At 68.0% G+C, this 16,696-nt stretch carries 10 protein-coding genes; 9 read left to right on the forward strand and 1 reads right to left on the reverse strand.

What is annotated here, in order from left to right; genetic code table 11:
* Positions 1-145: 145 nt before the first annotated feature.
* A complete protein-coding gene (locus P12x_RS14330; RefSeq protein ID WP_435011551.1) occupies positions 146-2,974 on the reverse strand; it encodes a hypothetical protein in 2,829 nt (942 codons plus the stop codon).
* Positions 2,975-3,549: 575 nt separating this feature from the next.
* Here P12x_RS14330 and P12x_RS14335 point away from each other — a divergent pair.
* The 9 genes from P12x_RS14335 to P12x_RS14375 all read left to right on the forward strand — a co-directional run bounded on the left by P12x_RS14335 (position 3,550) and on the right by P12x_RS14375 (position 16,481).
* Positions 3,550-4,083, forward strand: a complete 534-nt coding sequence (locus P12x_RS14335) for a sigma-70 family RNA polymerase sigma factor (RefSeq protein WP_435011552.1) — start codon at positions 3,550-3,552, stop codon at positions 4,081-4,083.
* On the forward strand, positions 4,080-5,657 hold the full coding sequence (locus P12x_RS14340) for a FecR domain-containing protein (RefSeq protein ID WP_435011553.1): 1,578 nt from the start codon (positions 4,080-4,082) through the stop codon (positions 5,655-5,657). The genes P12x_RS14335 and P12x_RS14340 overlap by 4 nt, the downstream gene beginning before the upstream one ends.
* A gap of 396 nt (positions 5,658-6,053) precedes the next feature.
* Positions 6,054-10,370 carry a PVC-type heme-binding CxxCH protein gene (locus tag P12x_RS14345; RefSeq protein WP_435011668.1) on the forward strand — a complete coding sequence of 1,439 codons (4,317 nt, stop codon included), beginning with the start codon at positions 6,054-6,056 and terminating at the stop codon, positions 10,368-10,370.
* A 215-nt stretch (positions 10,371-10,585) separates the two neighbouring features.
* Positions 10,586-11,446, forward strand: coding sequence for a hypothetical protein (locus P12x_RS14350; protein ID WP_435011554.1), 861 nt, complete (start codon positions 10,586-10,588; stop codon positions 11,444-11,446).
* A 146-nt stretch (positions 11,447-11,592) separates the two neighbouring features.
* Positions 11,593-12,495 (forward strand): dihydrodipicolinate synthase family protein, encoded by a 903-nt coding sequence (locus P12x_RS14355; RefSeq protein ID WP_435011555.1) that lies wholly within the window; start codon positions 11,593-11,595, stop codon positions 12,493-12,495.
* 178 nt (positions 12,496-12,673) lie between these two features.
* Positions 12,674-13,627, forward strand: coding sequence for a 4-hydroxyproline epimerase (locus P12x_RS14360; RefSeq protein ID WP_435011556.1), 954 nt, complete (start codon positions 12,674-12,676; stop codon positions 13,625-13,627).
* A 205-nt stretch (positions 13,628-13,832) separates the two neighbouring features.
* The gene (locus tag P12x_RS14365) at positions 13,833-14,969 is read left to right on the forward strand and encodes an NAD(P)/FAD-dependent oxidoreductase (protein ID WP_435011557.1); all 1,137 of its coding nucleotides are present in this window, start codon (positions 13,833-13,835) and stop codon (positions 14,967-14,969) included.
* On the forward strand, positions 14,969-15,223 hold the full coding sequence (locus P12x_RS14370) for a (2Fe-2S)-binding protein (protein ID WP_435011558.1): 255 nt from the start codon (positions 14,969-14,971) through the stop codon (positions 15,221-15,223). The genes P12x_RS14365 and P12x_RS14370 overlap by 1 nt, the downstream gene beginning before the upstream one ends.
* On the forward strand, positions 15,210-16,481 hold the full coding sequence (locus tag P12x_RS14375) for an NAD(P)/FAD-dependent oxidoreductase (protein WP_435011559.1): 1,272 nt from the start codon (positions 15,210-15,212) through the stop codon (positions 16,479-16,481). The genes P12x_RS14370 and P12x_RS14375 overlap by 14 nt, the downstream gene beginning before the upstream one ends.
* Positions 16,482-16,696 lie beyond the last annotated feature (215 nt).

Genomic DNA, 16,696 nt, shown 5'->3' on the forward strand with positions numbered 1-16,696 from the left:
CCCGGGCGCGTTCGGATCGAAGATCGCCGATCGAAGAAGCTCGGCCGGCTCGGGGGTTATCTTACCCCGTCCCCGGTCGGCTCCCCAAGTGGCGATGCTTCCCGATCGGGCGATCGCCCTTCTGGTCGGCGAACTCGGCCGGGCTTCACTCCGGTCGACTCGCGGCGATGTTAGCTTCGGCAACCCCCGTGGCCTCGCCGATCCCGGCCGGGATCGGGCGCAGGGTCGGTCCGATGTTCGACCCATCGGTGATCACCAGCGCCCTGTTCGGGGTGAGCCGGAGATAGAAGAGGACCGGGCTATTGTTCGGCGGTTGCGTCCCGGCCACCGGAGGAGGGGGCGGGGGGATGGGTTCTCCGGTCGACCGGGAGCCGTCCCGATCGGCAAGCTTCGCGGGCGCGACGAGGCGCTGGTCGGCGATCCGATTGAACCGGGCGACGTAGGGCTGGAGTTCCTTGTGGGAGACGAGCTCGGTCGTGGTCCCGAGGACGCCCAGCATCAGCGAGGCGTCGAGGGCGGTCCTGGCGGGATTCTCCTCGACCCCGGGCTCGAAGAGGATTTCCAGGGCAACCAGCAGCATCTCGACGTTCTCACGCTTGAGCTTCTTGCACTTCTCGGCGTACTCGGCGGTCAGGGCCCGCAGGCCGTCGACGGCCTGGGTGTCGAACTGGCACGATCGGCTGGCGAAGTCGTCGCTGTCGTCGGTCCGAGAGGCCCCGTCGGCCTTCGAAGGGTTGAGGAGTTTCACGCAGCAGGCGGCGATCTCTCGGTGGATCTTGAGGTCCTTTCGCAGCTCGGGGCTCAGGGACCGGAAGACGTGGTCGGCCTCGGCGAACTCGATATCGATCGGCTTGAGTTCCTTCCCCGGATCGATCTCCTCCCCCGTGTCTTTCGGCACTTCCGGCGGTGTTCGATTCGTGCAGACGTGCGGCTTCGAGGTCGCCATCTCGGCGAGGAATCGCGTGATGACCTTCTTGCAGAGGAGCGAGACCCGGGTGGTCTGGTCGTCGTCCGAGAGGCAATCGATGGCCTGCTGATAATCCCGGAGGACCCGCTTGATGATGGTCTGATATTGCCCGGGCGCGGCCTTGGCCAGGCCTCTCGCGAAGTGGGCGGGCGACCTCCGGGAGAAGAAGTGGACGTCGGCCCGACGCTCCATGCTGTTGACGAGGCGCTCGCGGAGGTCGCGCCGCTCCTTGGGCCCGAACCGTAGGTCGTCGCGGAGCAGCAGGTTGAGCTCGGCGACGATCTGATTGTAGTGATCGTAGGCGTCGTCGGTCCGGTCCATGAGCCGCTCCGCCATGGCCAGGCCGTGCCGGACATAGTAAAGGCGGGTCTTGAAGACGAACTGGCCCTTCTCGTCGAGGGACTCGCAAGTTGCCTTGGACTTCTTGAAGTATTCCTGGGCCTCGGCCACGTCGAGCCGTTCCATCTTGAGCCAGCCGATGTCGCACCAGACGTAGGAGAGGAGCGCATCGTCCTTCTTCTCCTGGGCGAGGTGCTCGGCCTCCAGGAGCCGGGCCTCGGCCTCCTCCCAGAGCTCCTGCCGCTTCAGGGCCTCGGCCTCGAAGCAGAGCGAGTCGACGGCCACCGAGGGCGGCATGGTCGGGCGGCTCCCGTCCTTCTCCAGCGGGAAGACGGCGGTGCGGACCTTGCGGAACTGGTCGACGGCCTGAGCCGGCAGGCCCATGTCGATCAGGAGGCGGCCGTAATCGATCAGGCAGAGGGCGAAACTCCCGTAGGAGGTGTCCCGGTTGATCACCGGCTCGTATTTCTTGATCGCGTCTTCGAAGCGGACCTTCGCCTTGGCCAGGTCTCCGACCCGGCCCCGCTTGCCCGCGGCGAGCTCGTGGTTGGCCAGGGCGTGGAGCCTCCTGGCCTCGTAGGCGATCCGCGACCGGTCCCGGAGGCCGGGGATCGCCTCCCACCACCTCGGCTCGCTCTCTTCCCCGTCCGGCCCATCCTCCCCGTTGGGCGTCTCGTCTCCCCCGATCAGCTGGTCGATGGACCGCTCGTAGGCGTCCTCGCCGTCGCGGGCCTTCACGTCCACGTGGAGCAGTTCCCGGACGTGGCTGGGGTCGCGTCCGGGGATCTGCGCCGCGTTGGTGAGCCGGGCGATGTGGTCGAACCGCTCGACCTTCTCCTTGAAGTTCGCCTTGCTGATCCAGTCGATGGGGATCCAGACCAGGGCGAGTGCCATCAGGCAGGCGCCGGCGACCTTGATGAAGCTCATGTTGTCCAGGAGGAAGAGCCGGGCCCCGCCCAGGGCGGTCAGCTCCGGCCGCTCGTCGACGTCGACGATCGGATCGTCCCCGGTCAACAGGGGCAGCCACTGCGACTTGACGAAGTCGGAGCCGTCGGGCCGGTTGCCGAAATAGAGCCCGTGCCCGCCCCGGTAGTAGCGGTTCTTGAAGTTCTCGCCGACCATCCCCTGGAAGCCGATCCGCCCGGCCATCCCCAGCATCAACGCCGCGAACTGGCAGAGGACCAGGACCGAGTCGTCCCAGCCGCATTCGTTCACCACCCGCCCGACTTTCCCCTCCGACAGGTACTTATACCAGGGGAACGAAGGCCGGAGCACGCTCCCGGCGAGGATGATCGTGTGGACCTTCCGGCCCCGGGGGACCGACTTCAGGGCGCTCGCCGCCAGGTAGGTCCCGAAGCTGTGGGCCACCAGGTCGACCCGCGCGTCCGGGGACATCTGCCGGATCTCGTTCACGAAGAACTTGCGGAACCGCCTCGCCTCGATCCAGCGGAGGAACGGCAGCAGGAAGGCGATCGAGGAGAAATAGTTATACTTGAAATTTAAGACCTTGATGCTCGGCTCTACGGCCCTCAGCTCGCGTTCCAGGTCATCCTGCCAGCCGCCATAGGTCCGGATGCCGTGGATGGTCACAATTAGATGGTTCGATATCGGCCCGACCACGGTCGTCGAGGGCGACTCGCCGGTCCGATCTTCCAGGGAAACGGTCATGATCGCGGCCTCCTTACGGGGGGGGGGAAAGGACGGGCCGGTCGACGGAAATCCGCCGGGCCGACGCACGATCATCCATCGCTCATCTAGCCGATCCGGCGGCCCTGGATATCCCGCCGACCCGGCTCGCTCCTTCGCGCAATCCGGTGCATCGCGGGTGGAACGCAGCTTGAGGCGGGTCCGATCTTCAGGTTGCCGAATCGCGCTCCTTACCGAGCCTAAACATGAGAATCGCGCGAGATAATCTAAGCAAGGAAAAATTAAACGAATTTTTATCGGGGTCGCACATTTTACCGGACGTATGGCCCGTGGACCGACCGTCGCCTTCGGCAGGATCCGGGGGCCGATCGAATGGGGGGCGGGGGCCGATCATCCTCCCAAACTTCGGGCTCCGCCGGGAATCCGGGTGACAAATCCCCCCGAACGGATGATATCACTGTAGAGGGTGGCCTCGATTGCGGGAGCGGCCTCGACTCGGGGCGAAGTCCCGCTATCCCGCTCCCATTCCGATGATCATCCCCCGGGACCGCTCGGCCCTCGGGCCGGTCTCCCGACTTTTTCGGACGAATCCCTCGATGGATGGCGATACCCAACGAGACGCGGATTTCGCCGAGCGGATCCGGACCCACCAGGTCCAGATCTTCGGCTATATCTACTCGCTGGTCCGCAACTTCGACGACGCCGACGACCTGTTCCAGCAGACCAGCCTGGCCTTGTGGAACAAGTTCGACCAGTTCGACACGTCGCGGAGCTTCGTGGCCTGGGCCTGCGGGGTGGCGCGGTTCGAGGTCTCGAACTTCCTCCGGGCCCGGAGCCGCCAGCGGCTCTCGTTCAGCGACGACCTGAGCCTCCTGCTGATCGACGCCCAGGAGACCCTGGAGCGCGACCGCCTGGAGGAACGCCGCGAGGCCCTGGCCGGTTGCCTTCGAAAGCTCAAGCAAGGGGACCAGAAGCTGGTCGAGGCGTGCTATGGCGAGGAGTCGCGCGTGCCCGAGGTCGCCCAGTCCTGGGGCCGGTCGGCGCAGAGCATCCACAACTCGCTCAAGCGGATCCGCCGGACCCTCTTCGAGTGCGTCCGACGCTCGATCGCGACGGGGGGCCTGACGTGAATCCTCGCCCCGATGCCCCGGAGATTTCCGGCCGGCTCCGCGACCTGATCGACGAGTATTGCTCGGACCTCATCGACGAGGCGGGCCTGGCCGAGCTGGAGGCCGGGCTCCGGTCGAGCGAGTCGGCCCGGCTCTATTTCGCGGAGTATGTGCAGTTGCACGCGGAGCTGGGCTTCTCGGCCCGGGCTCGACGCGCCGCCTCCTCGGCCCTGAGCCGGATGGCCGAAGGGCGGGCCGCAAGCCGTCTCGGGCGGTTGCCCAAGGGGCGGTTTCGAAGGCGTTGGCTGGCGGTGGCCGGGGCGGCGATCGCGGCCTCGGGCTTCCTGCTCGGGCAGTGGGCCTGGTCTCGCCGGGGGGATGACATCGCCTGGCTGGTCAACGCCCAGGATTGCCGGTGGTCGACCGTCGAGGAATCGCCGACGCGTGACATGAGGGCGGGCAAGGTCCTCAAGCTGGAGCGTGGGCTCGCCGAGATCGAGTTCGATCGGGGGGCCCGGGTGATCCTCAAGGGTCCGGCGTCGCTGGAGCTGCTCTCGGACAACATGGCCCGGCTGATCTCCGGCTCGATGACGGCGCACGTCCCGCCCCCGGCCCAGGGGTTCACGGTCTATTCCCCGCAGGGGAAGGTCGTTGACCTCGGGACCGAGTTCGGCCTCTCGGTCGACGACCCGGACACGACCTCGGTCCGGGTCTTCTCGGGCAAGCTCACCGCCGAGGCCCGAGCGGAGGGATCTCAGACGGTCCACCTGGTCCAGGACCAGGCGGCCCGGATTGACGGCCGGGCCGTGGCCCTCCGGCCCCCGGGGTATGTCGAGGGGGAGGCCGGTCGGTTCCCCCGGGCGATCGTGCCGCCCCCCGAAATCCGCCGACTCGACCGGGCGCTCGCCTTCGACGCCCCGGTCCAGGCGACGCTGCTCGACGGCCAGGGGCTCGGGACCGGCCTGACCCACCGACTGCCCGGGACCGGATCGGCCCTGGCCACCAGCGACGCCAATCTCCGGCTCCGGCCCGATCGGCGGGCCCTGGAACTGACCACGACCCGGAGCGATCTCAACAAGACGGTCGGCCTGGATGTCGGCGAGTACCTGGGCTTCCGGCTCCGCGACCTGGGATTCACCGGGCGGGAGGACTTCACCGTCAGCGTCGAGTTCCCCGACATCCCGGGCCTGGAGGTCGTCGGCCAGTTCGGGCTCTACGCCGGGACGAGGAACGACCGGTCGATCCGGGGCGGGGTCCTCCGCCAGCCCGAGGCCGGCAGCTATACCCTCTTCCTGGTCAATAACGAGGATGGGATCGACCGCGACGTCCACGAGGTCGGCCTGACCCGGACCGGCGATCATCTCCGCTTCACGCTCCGGAGGGCCGCCGGCCGGTACTCGCTCCTGGTCGAGAACCTGACCCGCGCCAGTTCCAGCACCCTGGCCATCTCCCACCCGGCCTTCCTCGACGGCGAGCCCGACCTGTACGTCGGGGTCTTCGGGGCCAACACCCAGAGCGATGTCCGCAAAACACTGACGATCAAGGACCTGGCCGTCTCCGTCTTCACCGAGTCGCCAGCGCCGACCATCCGGTGACATGATTGGTCAGGTGTTAGGTCTTAGATCATTGAAATTCGGCTGGTTTTCCGGGATCGTTGCAGGACCGTCGGGTGGATCGGAGTGGACCCTCGCCCGGCCTTCGGCCACCCTCTCCCCCGGGGAGAGGGTTGGGGGTGAGGGAGATCATTTTTGAACGACCCTCGTGCCATCGTCCTGGGACATCTTCCCTCGATTGCGGTCTCTTCCGGCCCCGGAGACTTGCACAAAACGGCCATCCCAGCGACGATCGAGTTCATCCACCGCCCACGAAGGAAGGTCGCCGCTCCGCCCGCCGCCCCGCGGCGAGGGCCCTGTCATCACTTCTTCGCGAACCCCCGGAGACCGCAAGGCATGCCCTCCTCGACCCGGAATCGTATCCTCGCCCCAGCCTTGATGCTGGCGATCGGCCTGCTGGCACCGGCCTCTCCCGGCCGGGCCGACGACCCGGCGCCGAAGCCGCTGAAAGTCCTGTTCCTGGGCGACCAGGGGCACCACCGGCCCGCCGATCGCGCCGCGCAGATCATCCCGCTGCTGGCCACCCGGGGGATCGACGTCACCTATACCGAGGCAACCTCGGACCTCAACCCCGAGACCCTCGCCAAGTATGACGTCCTGATGATCTACGCCAACATCGAGAAGATCGAGCCCGATCAGGAGAAGGCGCTGCTGGATTACGTCGAGAACGGCGGGGGGTTCGCCCCGATCCATTGCGCGTCGTTCTGCTTCCTGAACTCGCCCAAATACGTCGCCCTGGTCGGGGCCCAGTTCAAGAGCCACGGGACCGGCGAGTTCGACACCAAGGTCGTCGACCTCGATCACCCGATCATGAAGGGCCTGGCGAACTTCCGGACCTGGGACGAGACCTACGTCCACGCCAAGCACAACGAGGAAGGCCGGCACCTCCTCCAGGTCCGCGACGAGAACGGGCGCGACGAGCCCTGGACCTGGGTCCGGACCCAGGGCAAGGGGCGGGTCTTCTACACCGCCTATGGCCACGACCAGCGGACCTTCGGCAACCCCGGCTTCCACGACCTGATCGAGCGCGGGATCCGATGGGCCGCGCACAAGGGCGAGGTCTTCGACAGCCGGCCCAAGGTCGCCGCCAACCTCAAGCCGCTGCCGACCGAGCCCGCCCCCGCCGACATCCCCCAGTATCTCCCCGGCAAGGCCTGGGGCACTATGGGCGATGGGATCAAGACGATGCAATTGCCGGTCGAGCCCTCCGAGTCGATCAAGCACCTGGCCCTGCCCAACGGCCTCGAACCCCGCCTCTTCGCCGCCGAGCCCGAGATCGCCAAGCCGATCGCGATCGCCTGGGATCACAAGGGGCGGCTCTGGGTCGCCGAGACGGTCGACTATCCCAATAACATGCAGCGCCGGGGGGCCGGCCACGACCAGATCAAGATCTGCGAGGATACCGACGGCGACGGCCGGGCCGACAAGTTCACCGTCTTCGCCGACAAGCTCAGCATCCCCACCAGCATCGTCTTCGCCAACGGCGGGCTGGTCCTCCACCAGGCCCCCGACACCCTGTTCCTCCAGGACACCGACGGCGACGACAAGGCCGACGTCCGCAAGACCCTCTTCACCGGCTGGGGGACCAACGACACCCACGCCGGGCCGAGCAACCTCCGCTACGGCCTGGATAACTGGATCTACGGGATCGTGGGCTACTCCGGATTCCAGGGGACCATCGGCGGCGAGCAGCACGACTTCCGCCAGGGGATCTACCGGTTCAAGCCCGACGGCTCGAAGCTCGAATTCCTCCGGAACACCAACAATAACTCCTGGGGCGTGGGGATCAGCGAGGAGGGCCTGATCTTCGGCTCGACCGCCAACGGCTGCCCGAGCGTCTACCTGCCGATCGCCTCGCGCTACTACGAGAAGGTCCGGGGTCAGAGCACCGCCGTGCTGGCCAACATCGCCGACACCAACCGGATGTTCCCGATCACCGAGAAGGTCCGGCAGGTCGACTTCTTCGGCGGGTTCACCGCCGGGGCCGGGCACGCGCTCTACACCGCCCGGCTCTATCCCAGGCCGTACTGGAACAGCACGGCGTTCGTCGCCGAGCCGACCGGGCACCTGGTCGCCACCTTCGCCCTGGAGAAGAAGGGGAGCGACTTCGCCTCGCATAACGAGTGGAACCTGCTGGCCTCCGACGACGAGTGGACCTCGCCCGTCGCCGCCGAGGTCGGGCCCGACGGCGCGGTCTGGGTCAGCGACTGGTACAACTTCATCGTCCAGCACAACCCCACGCCCAGGGGGTTCAAGACCGGCCGGGGCAACGCCTACGAGACCCCGCTCCGCGACAAGACCCACGGCCGGATCTACCGGGTCTCCCCGGTCGGTTCTCCCTCGAAGACCACGACCCTGACCCTCGACCCGGCCGACCCCAAGGGATTGGTCGAGGCCCTCAAGAATGACAACCTCTTCTGGAGGCTCCACGCCCAGCGGCTGATCGTCGAGCGCGGCCAGAAGGACCTCGTCCCGGCCCTCGTCGCCCTGACCAAGGACACCAAGCTCGATGGGATCGGCCTGACCCCCGGCGCGATCCATGCCCTCTGGGCCTTGAAGGGCCTCGGGGTGCTCGACGGGTCCGACCCGGCCGCCTCATCGGCGGTGGTCGCCGCCCTGGGGCATCCTTCCAGCGGCGTCCGGCGGAATGCCTTGCAGGTCCTCCCGGCCGACGCCAAGGCCCCCGGCGCGATCCAGGCCGCGAAGCTCGTCTCCGACCCCGACCCCCTCGTCCGCCTGGCCGCCCTCCTGGCCCTGGCCGACGCCCCCGAGTCGCCCGAGGCGGCCGACTCGATCGTCGAGGCCCTGGCCACCGGCCAGGTCGACGGGGACCGCTGGCTCCCCGACGCGGCGACCTCGGCCGCGGCCCAGCACGCCGGTCCGTTCCTGAAGGCCCTGGCCGCCCGGAAGTTCGACCAGCCCGCCTCGCGGACGATCTTGACCATCGCCGGTCGGGTGGCCGAGCACTACTCCCGAGGGGCGACCTCCGGGACCTCGCCCGACGTCCTGACCGCCCTGAAGGGGGCCGACAAGGGCGTGGCCGACACGGTGATCGCCGGGCTGGCCGCCGGATGGCCCAAGGATAAGAAGCCGACCCTGGACGACTCCACCGACCAGGCCCTCGTCGATCTGCTGGGCCGGGTCTCCACCGGAGCCCGGGCCCAGCTGGTGAGCCTGGCCTCGCGCTGGGGCTCGAAGGCGATCGAGGCCCACACCGCCGAGATCGCCGCCAACTTCCTGGCGATCGCCTCCGACGAGGCCCAGCCCGAGGCCGCGCGGGTCGACGCGGCGCAACGCCTGATCGAGTTCCGCCCGGGCGATCTCAAGATGGCCGAGGCGTTGCTGGCCCTGATCACCCCTAAGACCCCGCAAGGCCTGGCCGGCGGGCTGGTCGAGGCCGCCGGTCGGAGCGACTCGACCGAGGTCGGTCGGGCGATCGTCGAGCAGCTCGGCGCGATGACTCCCACGGTCCGCGTCGAGGCCAGCCGGGCCTTGCTCTCGCGCCCCGAGTGGACCGCCGCGTTTCTCGACGGCGTCGAGAAGGGGGACGTCTCGCTCGCCCAGCTCTCGCTGGCCCAGACCCAGTCGTTGGCCTCGCACAAGGACAAGGCCATCGCCGACCGGGCCAAGATGCTGATCGCGAGGGGGGGTGGCCTGCCCGACGCCAATCGCCAGAAGGTGATCGACGAACTGAGCCCGCTGGTCCTCAAGGGGGGCGACGCCGCCAAGGGGAAGCTGGTCTTCGCCCAGCAGTGCGCCAAGTGCCACATGTATGGCGGCGAGGGGGGCAAGGTTGGCCCGGACCTCACCGGGATGGGCACGCACCCCCGCGAGGAGCTGCTGATCCACATCATCGACCCGAGCCGGTCGGTCGAGGGGAACTTCGTCCAGTATAACCTGGCGACCACCGGGGGCCAGGTCATCAACGGCCTGCTGGCCTCCGAGTCCAAGACCGCCGTCGAGCTGATCGACGCCGAGGGGAAGCCCCACCAGGTCCTCCGCGAGGAGATCGAGGAGTTCGCGGCCTCGAAGAAGTCCCTGATGCCCGAGGGGTTCGAGAAGACCGTCGGGCCCGAAGGGGTGGCCGACCTCCTGGCGTTCCTCACCAAGAGGGGCAAGTACCTGCCGATCGACCTGAGGTCCGCGGCCACGGTGGTCACCACCAAGGGGATGTTCTTCGACCCCGAGTCCCCCATCGAGCGGCTGGTCTTCCGCGACTGGTCGCCCAAGGTGTTCGAGGGGATCCCCTTCCTCCTGGTCGACCCCCAGGGGGATCGCGTCCCCAACGCGATCATGCTCTACGGGCCGAACGGTTCCACCCCGCCCAAGATGCCCAGGTCGGTCACCCTGCCGTGCAACGCCCCGGCCAAGGCGATCCACTTCCTGAGCGGGATCAGCGGCTGGGGGGCCACCGGCTCCGACGCCGACCAGACGACCTCGATGATCGTCCGGCTCCACTACGCCGACGGCGAGACCGAGGACCATCGGCTCCGCAACGGGATCCACTTCGCCGACTACATCCGGCCCGTGGACGTCCCCGGCTCCAAGCTGGCCTTCCGCCTGAGGGGGCAGCAGCTCCGCTATCTCGCCGTCAACCCCCAGAGGAAAGAGCCCATCGCGAAGATCGAGCTACTCAAAGGCCCCGACGACACCGCCCCCATCGTCATGGCGGTGACCATCGAAGGGGAGGAGTGATCGGTGGTTAGTGGCTAGTGGTTAGTCAGTCGGCTTTCCCTCTCCCTCCGGGAGAGGGTGGCCGAAGGCCGGGTGAGGGTCCAAGACTCTCATCCGACCAGAATCCACCCGTAGAGACCCGTGACGCGGCAGGGCGAGCCCTGCCCTAACAGGAAGATCCGCGACCCGTGACGCGGCTAGGCTCGCCCTGGCGTACCAGAGGAAGATTACGACGAATGACCCCGCTTCTCCGACCGATCCTGCCCGTTGTTCTCCTCCTATCCCTCCCGCTTTGGGCGGACGACGCCCTTCCGCTCGCCATCGTCGAGCCGCCCAAATCCTGGTCGCTCGACCCGTTCTATCAAAAATGCATCGAGGTGGATGGCCTGCCGATCCTGGCCTCGGGGAAGGTCTCGGATTACGCCCTGAAGGAGGCCGCTTACCTGGTCGGCCGGATGCTCGAAGGGCGTCGGGACGTGATCGACGCGATGGTCAAGGACAAGGTCCGAGTGGCCGTGATGGCCTTCGACGAGCGGACGACCGACATCCCCGAGCATCGCGACCTCAAGCCCGCCTCGTACTGGAACCGACGCGCCCGAGGGCTCGGCGGCGAGACGACCAGTTGCGGCGAGGAGAACCTGCTCAATTATCCCGGCGACCCATACAATACCGAAAATATCCTGATCCACGAGTTCGCCCACTGCATCCACGACCAGGGGCTGGCCAAGCTCGACCCCGACTTCAACAAGAAGCTCCGCGCCGCCTACGACGATGCGCTCGCGAAGGGCCTCTGGAAGAAGACCTACGCGGCGACCAACATCCACGAATACTGGGCCGAGGGCGTGCAGTCCTGGTTCGGCACCAATCGCCACGACGACAACGTGCATAACCACGTCGACACCCGCGACGAGCTGAAGGAGTACGACCCGGGCCTGGCCGCCCTGATCGAGGCGGCGTTCCCCGGGAACGACTTCCAGTATGTCCGCCCCGACCGCCGGAAAGACCTCGGCCACCTCCAGGGCTACGACCCCAAGGCCGCCCCGACCTTCGCCTGGGGGCCGGACGAGACGCCCGAGGCCGCGAAGGACCCCCGGTGAGCCCTCGGCGGAATCGACCTCGCAATTACCCGCGGATTTCCCGTACTGTAGGGCCTCCTGGCCGATGCCCGCGATCGGCCAGGCGGGCCCTTCCCCATGAATCTCGACGCGACCTGGACTTTTGAACTTATCAGGGAACTTGATTGATGAGCGTGACCTGGCAGGGCGTATTCCCGGCGGCAACCACCCAGTTCAAGAGCGATGAGTCGCTCGACATCCCGGCGACCCTCAAGCACATCGAGGCGATGATCGAGGCCGGGATCGACGGCCTGATCGTGCTCGGGACGGTCGGCGAGAATTGCTCGATCGAGGCGGTCGAGAAGCGTGAGCTGCTCAAGGCCGTGGTCGACCATGTCGCGGGGCGGATCCCGCTCCTCACCGGCGTGGCCGAGTACACCACCGCGCTGGCCTGCCGGTACGCGGCCGATGCCCTCAAGGCGGGCGTCGACGGCCTGATGGTCCTGCCGGGGATGGTCTACAAGTCGGACACCCGCGAGACCATCGCCCACTTCCGGGCCGTCGCCAAGGCGACCGAATTGCCGATCATGGTCTACAACAACCCGGTCTCCTACGGCGTCGACCTCAAGCCCGAGGCCTTCGTCGAGCTGGCCGACGAGCCGACGCTGGTCGCCATCAAGGAATCGTCCGAGGACGTCCGGCGGATCACCGACCTGAGGAACGCGGTCGGCGACCGCTACATCCTCTTCAGCGGCGTCGACGACCTCGTCCTGGAGAGCTTCATCCTGGGCATCTCCGGCTGGGTCTCGGGCCTGGTCAACGCCTTCCCGCGCGAGAACCGGCTGCTCTGGGACCTGGCCGTCGCCGGTCGGTTCGACGAGGCCCGCGAGGTCTATCGCTGGTACACCCCCCTGCTCCACCTCGACACGCTGCCCAAGCTGGTCCAATATATCAAGCTGGCGGCCGCCGAGTGCGGCTACGGGACCGAGACCGTCCGGGCCCCTCGCCTGAAGATCGAGGGGGCCGAACGCGAGCACGTCCTGGGGATCATCCGCAAGGCCATCGCCACCCGGCCGAAGATCGAGATCTAGAACGAAAGTCGGTGGCAAGGTGACGACCCTCACCCCAACCCTCTCCCGGAGGGAGAGGGAGTCATAAATGTCATGAGAGGACGTGTAAGCGTCTCCCCTCTCCCATCGGGAGAGGGGCCGGGGGTGAGGGTCGAGGTATGACCACCGGCTCGGCCCATTCCTTGCCTGGATTCCCATCATGTCCACCGTATCCACCGATCATCCCACCATCCGAGTGATCGACTCCCACACCGGGGGCGAGCCCACCCGAGTGGTCGTCGAGGGCGGCCCGGACCTGGGCCGGGGCGGCCTGGCCCAGCGCCGGGAGGTCTTCCGCGACCACTTCGACGACTTCCGCTCGGCCGTCTGCAACGAGCCGCGCGGGTCCGACACGATGGTCGGGGCCTTGCTCTGCGAGCCGGTCGACCCCTCGTGCTCGGCGGGCGTGATCTTCTTCAATAACGTGGGCATGCTCAACATGTGCGGGCATGGCACGATCGGCCTGCTGGTCACCCTGGCCCACTTGGGGCGGATCGGGCCGGGCACCCATCGGATCGAGACGCCCGTCGGCGTCGTCGAGGCCACCTTGCACCCGACCCAGGTCGTCACCGTCCGGAATGTCCCGAGTTACCGATTCGCCAAGGACGTGGTCGTCGACGTCGAAGGGTACGGCCCGGTCCGGGGGGACATCGCCTGGGGGGGCAACTGGTTCTTCCTGGTCGGCGACCATGCCGAGATGATCGCCCTCGCCAACGTCGAGCGATTGACCGACTTCAGCTGGAAGATTCGCCAGGCGCTCGAACGCCAGGGGATCACCGGCGAGAACGGCGCCGAGATCGACCACATCGAGCTGTTCGGCCCCTCGCTGATCGCCCACAGCAAGAACTTCGTCCTCTGCCCCGGCAAGGCGTACGATCGCTCCCCCTGCGGGACCGGCACCAGCGCCAAGCTCGCCTGCCTGGCCGCCGACGGAAAGCTCAAAGAACGCGAGAACTGGCGTCAGGAGAGCCTGATCGGCAGCGTCTTCGACGGATATGTCACGTATGAAGGGGCGTGGACCATCCCCCACATCCAGGGCAGGGCCTACGTGATGGCCGAGTCGACCTTGATCCTCAACCCCGATGATCCGTTCCGGATGGGGATCCGGGGATGATCGGGCGAACCTTGGACGGACCGAGGCCCCTCTGCCTCCCTCTCCCTCCGGGAGAGGGCCGGGGTGAGGGGTCTTCGCAGGACCGGCGACTTTCGATGATCCCATTTCGACTCCCGATGGTATGGCCACGAGCCCTCACCCCGGCCCTCTCCCGGGGGGAGAGGGGGGAAGATCCGCGATTCGGGCGTGAATCGGAGACGCCCCGATGATCGGCTCGAAGGGACGGGTCGCGATCGTGGGGGCGGGGATCGTGGGGGCCTCGATCGCCCGGGCACTCGCCCGGGAGGGGTTCGGGGTGATCGTCCTGGACAACCGCCCGATCGGCTCGGGGGCCACCGCCGCCGGGATGGGCCACGTCGTCGCGATGGACGACTCCGAGGCCCAGTTCGCCCTCTGCCGGTACTCGCAGACGCTCTGGGACGAGCTGGCGCTCGAACAGCCTCCGGGGGTCGAGTCGACCCGATCGGGAACCCTCTGGGTGGCGGCCGATGACGAAGAGATGGCCGAGGTCGGCCGCAAGGCCCAATTCTACGCCGATCGGGGCGTCGAGGCCGAGGCCCTCGATTCCGGGCAGCTGACCCGGGCCGAGCCCAACCTCCGATCCGGCCTGCCCGGCGGCCTCCGGGTCCCCGGCGACTCGGTGGTGTATCCCCCCCGCGCCGCGAGCTATCTGATCGAGCAGGCGGCGAAGCTCGGGGCCGAGGTCCGGCTCGATGCCGAGGTCGAGGCGATCGGCGGGGGCTGGGTCCGACTGGCGGGCGGCTCGCGGGTCGAGGCCGACTTCGTGGTCAACGCCGCCGGCGCGAAGGCCCCCCGGCTCACGCCCGGCCTGGCGATCCGCCCGAGGAAGGGGCACCTGGTCATCACCGACCGGCATCCGGGCTTCGTCACCCATCAGATCCTGGAGCTGGGTTACCTCAAGAGTGCTCACGGATCGGACCCCGCCTCGGTCGCCTTCAACGTCCAGCCCCGCGCGACCGGCCAGCTCCTGATCGGCTCGTCCCGGCAGTTCGACGTGGAGGACCCCGCCGTCGAGCCCCGGATGATCCGCAGGATGATCGACCGGGCCTTGCTCTACCTCCCCGGCCTGGCCCGGCTCTCGGCGATCCGGGCCTGGACCGGCTTCCGGGCCGCCACGCCCGACTCGCTCCCGATCATCGGCCCGGACCCCGACGACCCCCGGATCTTGATCGCCGCCGGTCACGAAGGGCTGGGGATCACCACCTCGATGGGGACGGCCGAACTCATCGTCGACCACCTGCTCGGCCGAGAACCGGCGATCCCGGCCGGGCCTTACTTGCCGTCGAGGTTCCTGACGTCGGCGGGGATGGGGCACCATTGATGGGCGACGAAATTTCCCTGACCATCGACGACCAGCCCGTCCGGGTCCCGTCGGGGACCTCGGTGGCCTCGGCGGTCCTCATCGTTCGAGGCCCGTCGTTCCGGCAATCGGTGACGGGTCGTCCTCGGGGGCCGCTCTGCGGGATGGGGATCTGCTTCGAGTGTCGCCTGACGATCGACGGGATCCCCCAGCGGATCAGCTGCCAGACGCCTTGCCGAACCGGGATGGAGGTCCGGACCGATGCCCCTCGATGACCGTCGGGATTACGATGTCCTGGTCGTCGGCGCGGGGCCGGCGGGCCTGGCCGCGGCCACCTCGGCCTCGGGCGAGGGGCGTCGGGTCGGCCTGGTGGACGACAACCCCGACCTCGGCGGCCAGATCTGGCGAGGGGAGCGAGCCCGGCCGACCAGCCCGATCGCCTCGCTCTTCTTCAAGATGTTCGATGACGGCAAGATTGAACACCGAGCCGGCACGAGGGTCGTGGGGCTGGTCGAGCCGGGCGTCCTCTGGGCCGAGTCCGGGAGGCGGCCGGTCGAGCTGGCCTATCGGTCGTTGATCCTGGCGACGGGGGCCCGCGAGCTGTTCCTGCCTTTTCCCGGCTGGACCTTGCCCAACGTGATGGGGGCGGGAGGCCTCCAGGCGATGGTCAAGTCGGGTCTGCCGATCGCGGGGAAGTCGGTGGTCGTGGCCGGTTCGGGGCCGCTCCTCCTGGCGGTGGCCGCTTCGTTGAAGAAGAAGGGGGCGATCGTCCGGTCGATCGCCGAACAGGCCCCGATCGGCAAGCTCGTCCGGTTTGGCCTCGGTCTCTGGTCCGAGCCGGACAAGCTCCAGCAGGCGATCGGCCTCCGGCTTGGGCTGGGGGGCGTCCCATTCCGGGCGGGCTGGTGGCCGGTCGAGGCGAGGGGCGATGACCGGGTCCGCGAGGTCTCGCTGACGGATGGGCGGAAGACCCGGACCGAGTCCTGTGATTACCTGGCCTGCGGCTTCGGGCTGGTCCCGAACCTGGAACTCCCCGGGCTCCTGGGCTGCGAGATCGGGCCGGGCGGCACGACCGTCGACCGTTGGCAGCAGACGACCGTGCCTGGGGTCTACTGCGCGGGGGAGGCGGCCGGGATCGGCGGGCTGGATTCGGCCTGGCTCGAAGGGAGAATCGCCGGGCTGGCCGCCGTCGGCAAGACCGAGGGAGCCAGTTATTTTTTCCGGGATCGCGACAAGGCCCGGAGGTTCGCCCGGTCGCTGGAGCGGGCCTTCGCCCCCCGCAACGAGCTGCGGGACCTGGCCCGCCCCGACACGATCGTCTGCCGATGCGAGGACGTGACCGCCGGGGCCCTGGTCGGCCGGACCTCGTGGGTCGACGCCAAGCTCCAGACCCGATGCGGGATGGGCCCCTGCCAGGGCCGGATCTGCGGGGGGGCTGTCGCATTCCTCCACGGATGGTCGCGTGGATCGGTCCGGCCGCCGATCTTCCCGACCCTGGTGGCGAACCTGGGAGATGCCGAGACCCCGCGATGAGACCCGGCCCGGACTTCGGTTGAGTGGGTGTATCCGGCCTTCGAGCCGGGTCGAGTCGGAAGATCGAACCTCGGCCCGGTCGAATTCTGGGAAAAAATCGTGACGAATCGATGTGACCGGCTGATTCAATACGGAAGTCGGCCTAGCGACCGCCATCCCTGTCCTGTCCCCGGGTCGCGATGCGTCCGCCGCTCGGCCACGTCTCCAGGCCACGG

Source organism: Tundrisphaera lichenicola, from assembly GCF_051175385.1.
GTDB lineage: Bacteria > Planctomycetota > Planctomycetia > Isosphaerales > Isosphaeraceae > Tundrisphaera > Tundrisphaera lichenicola.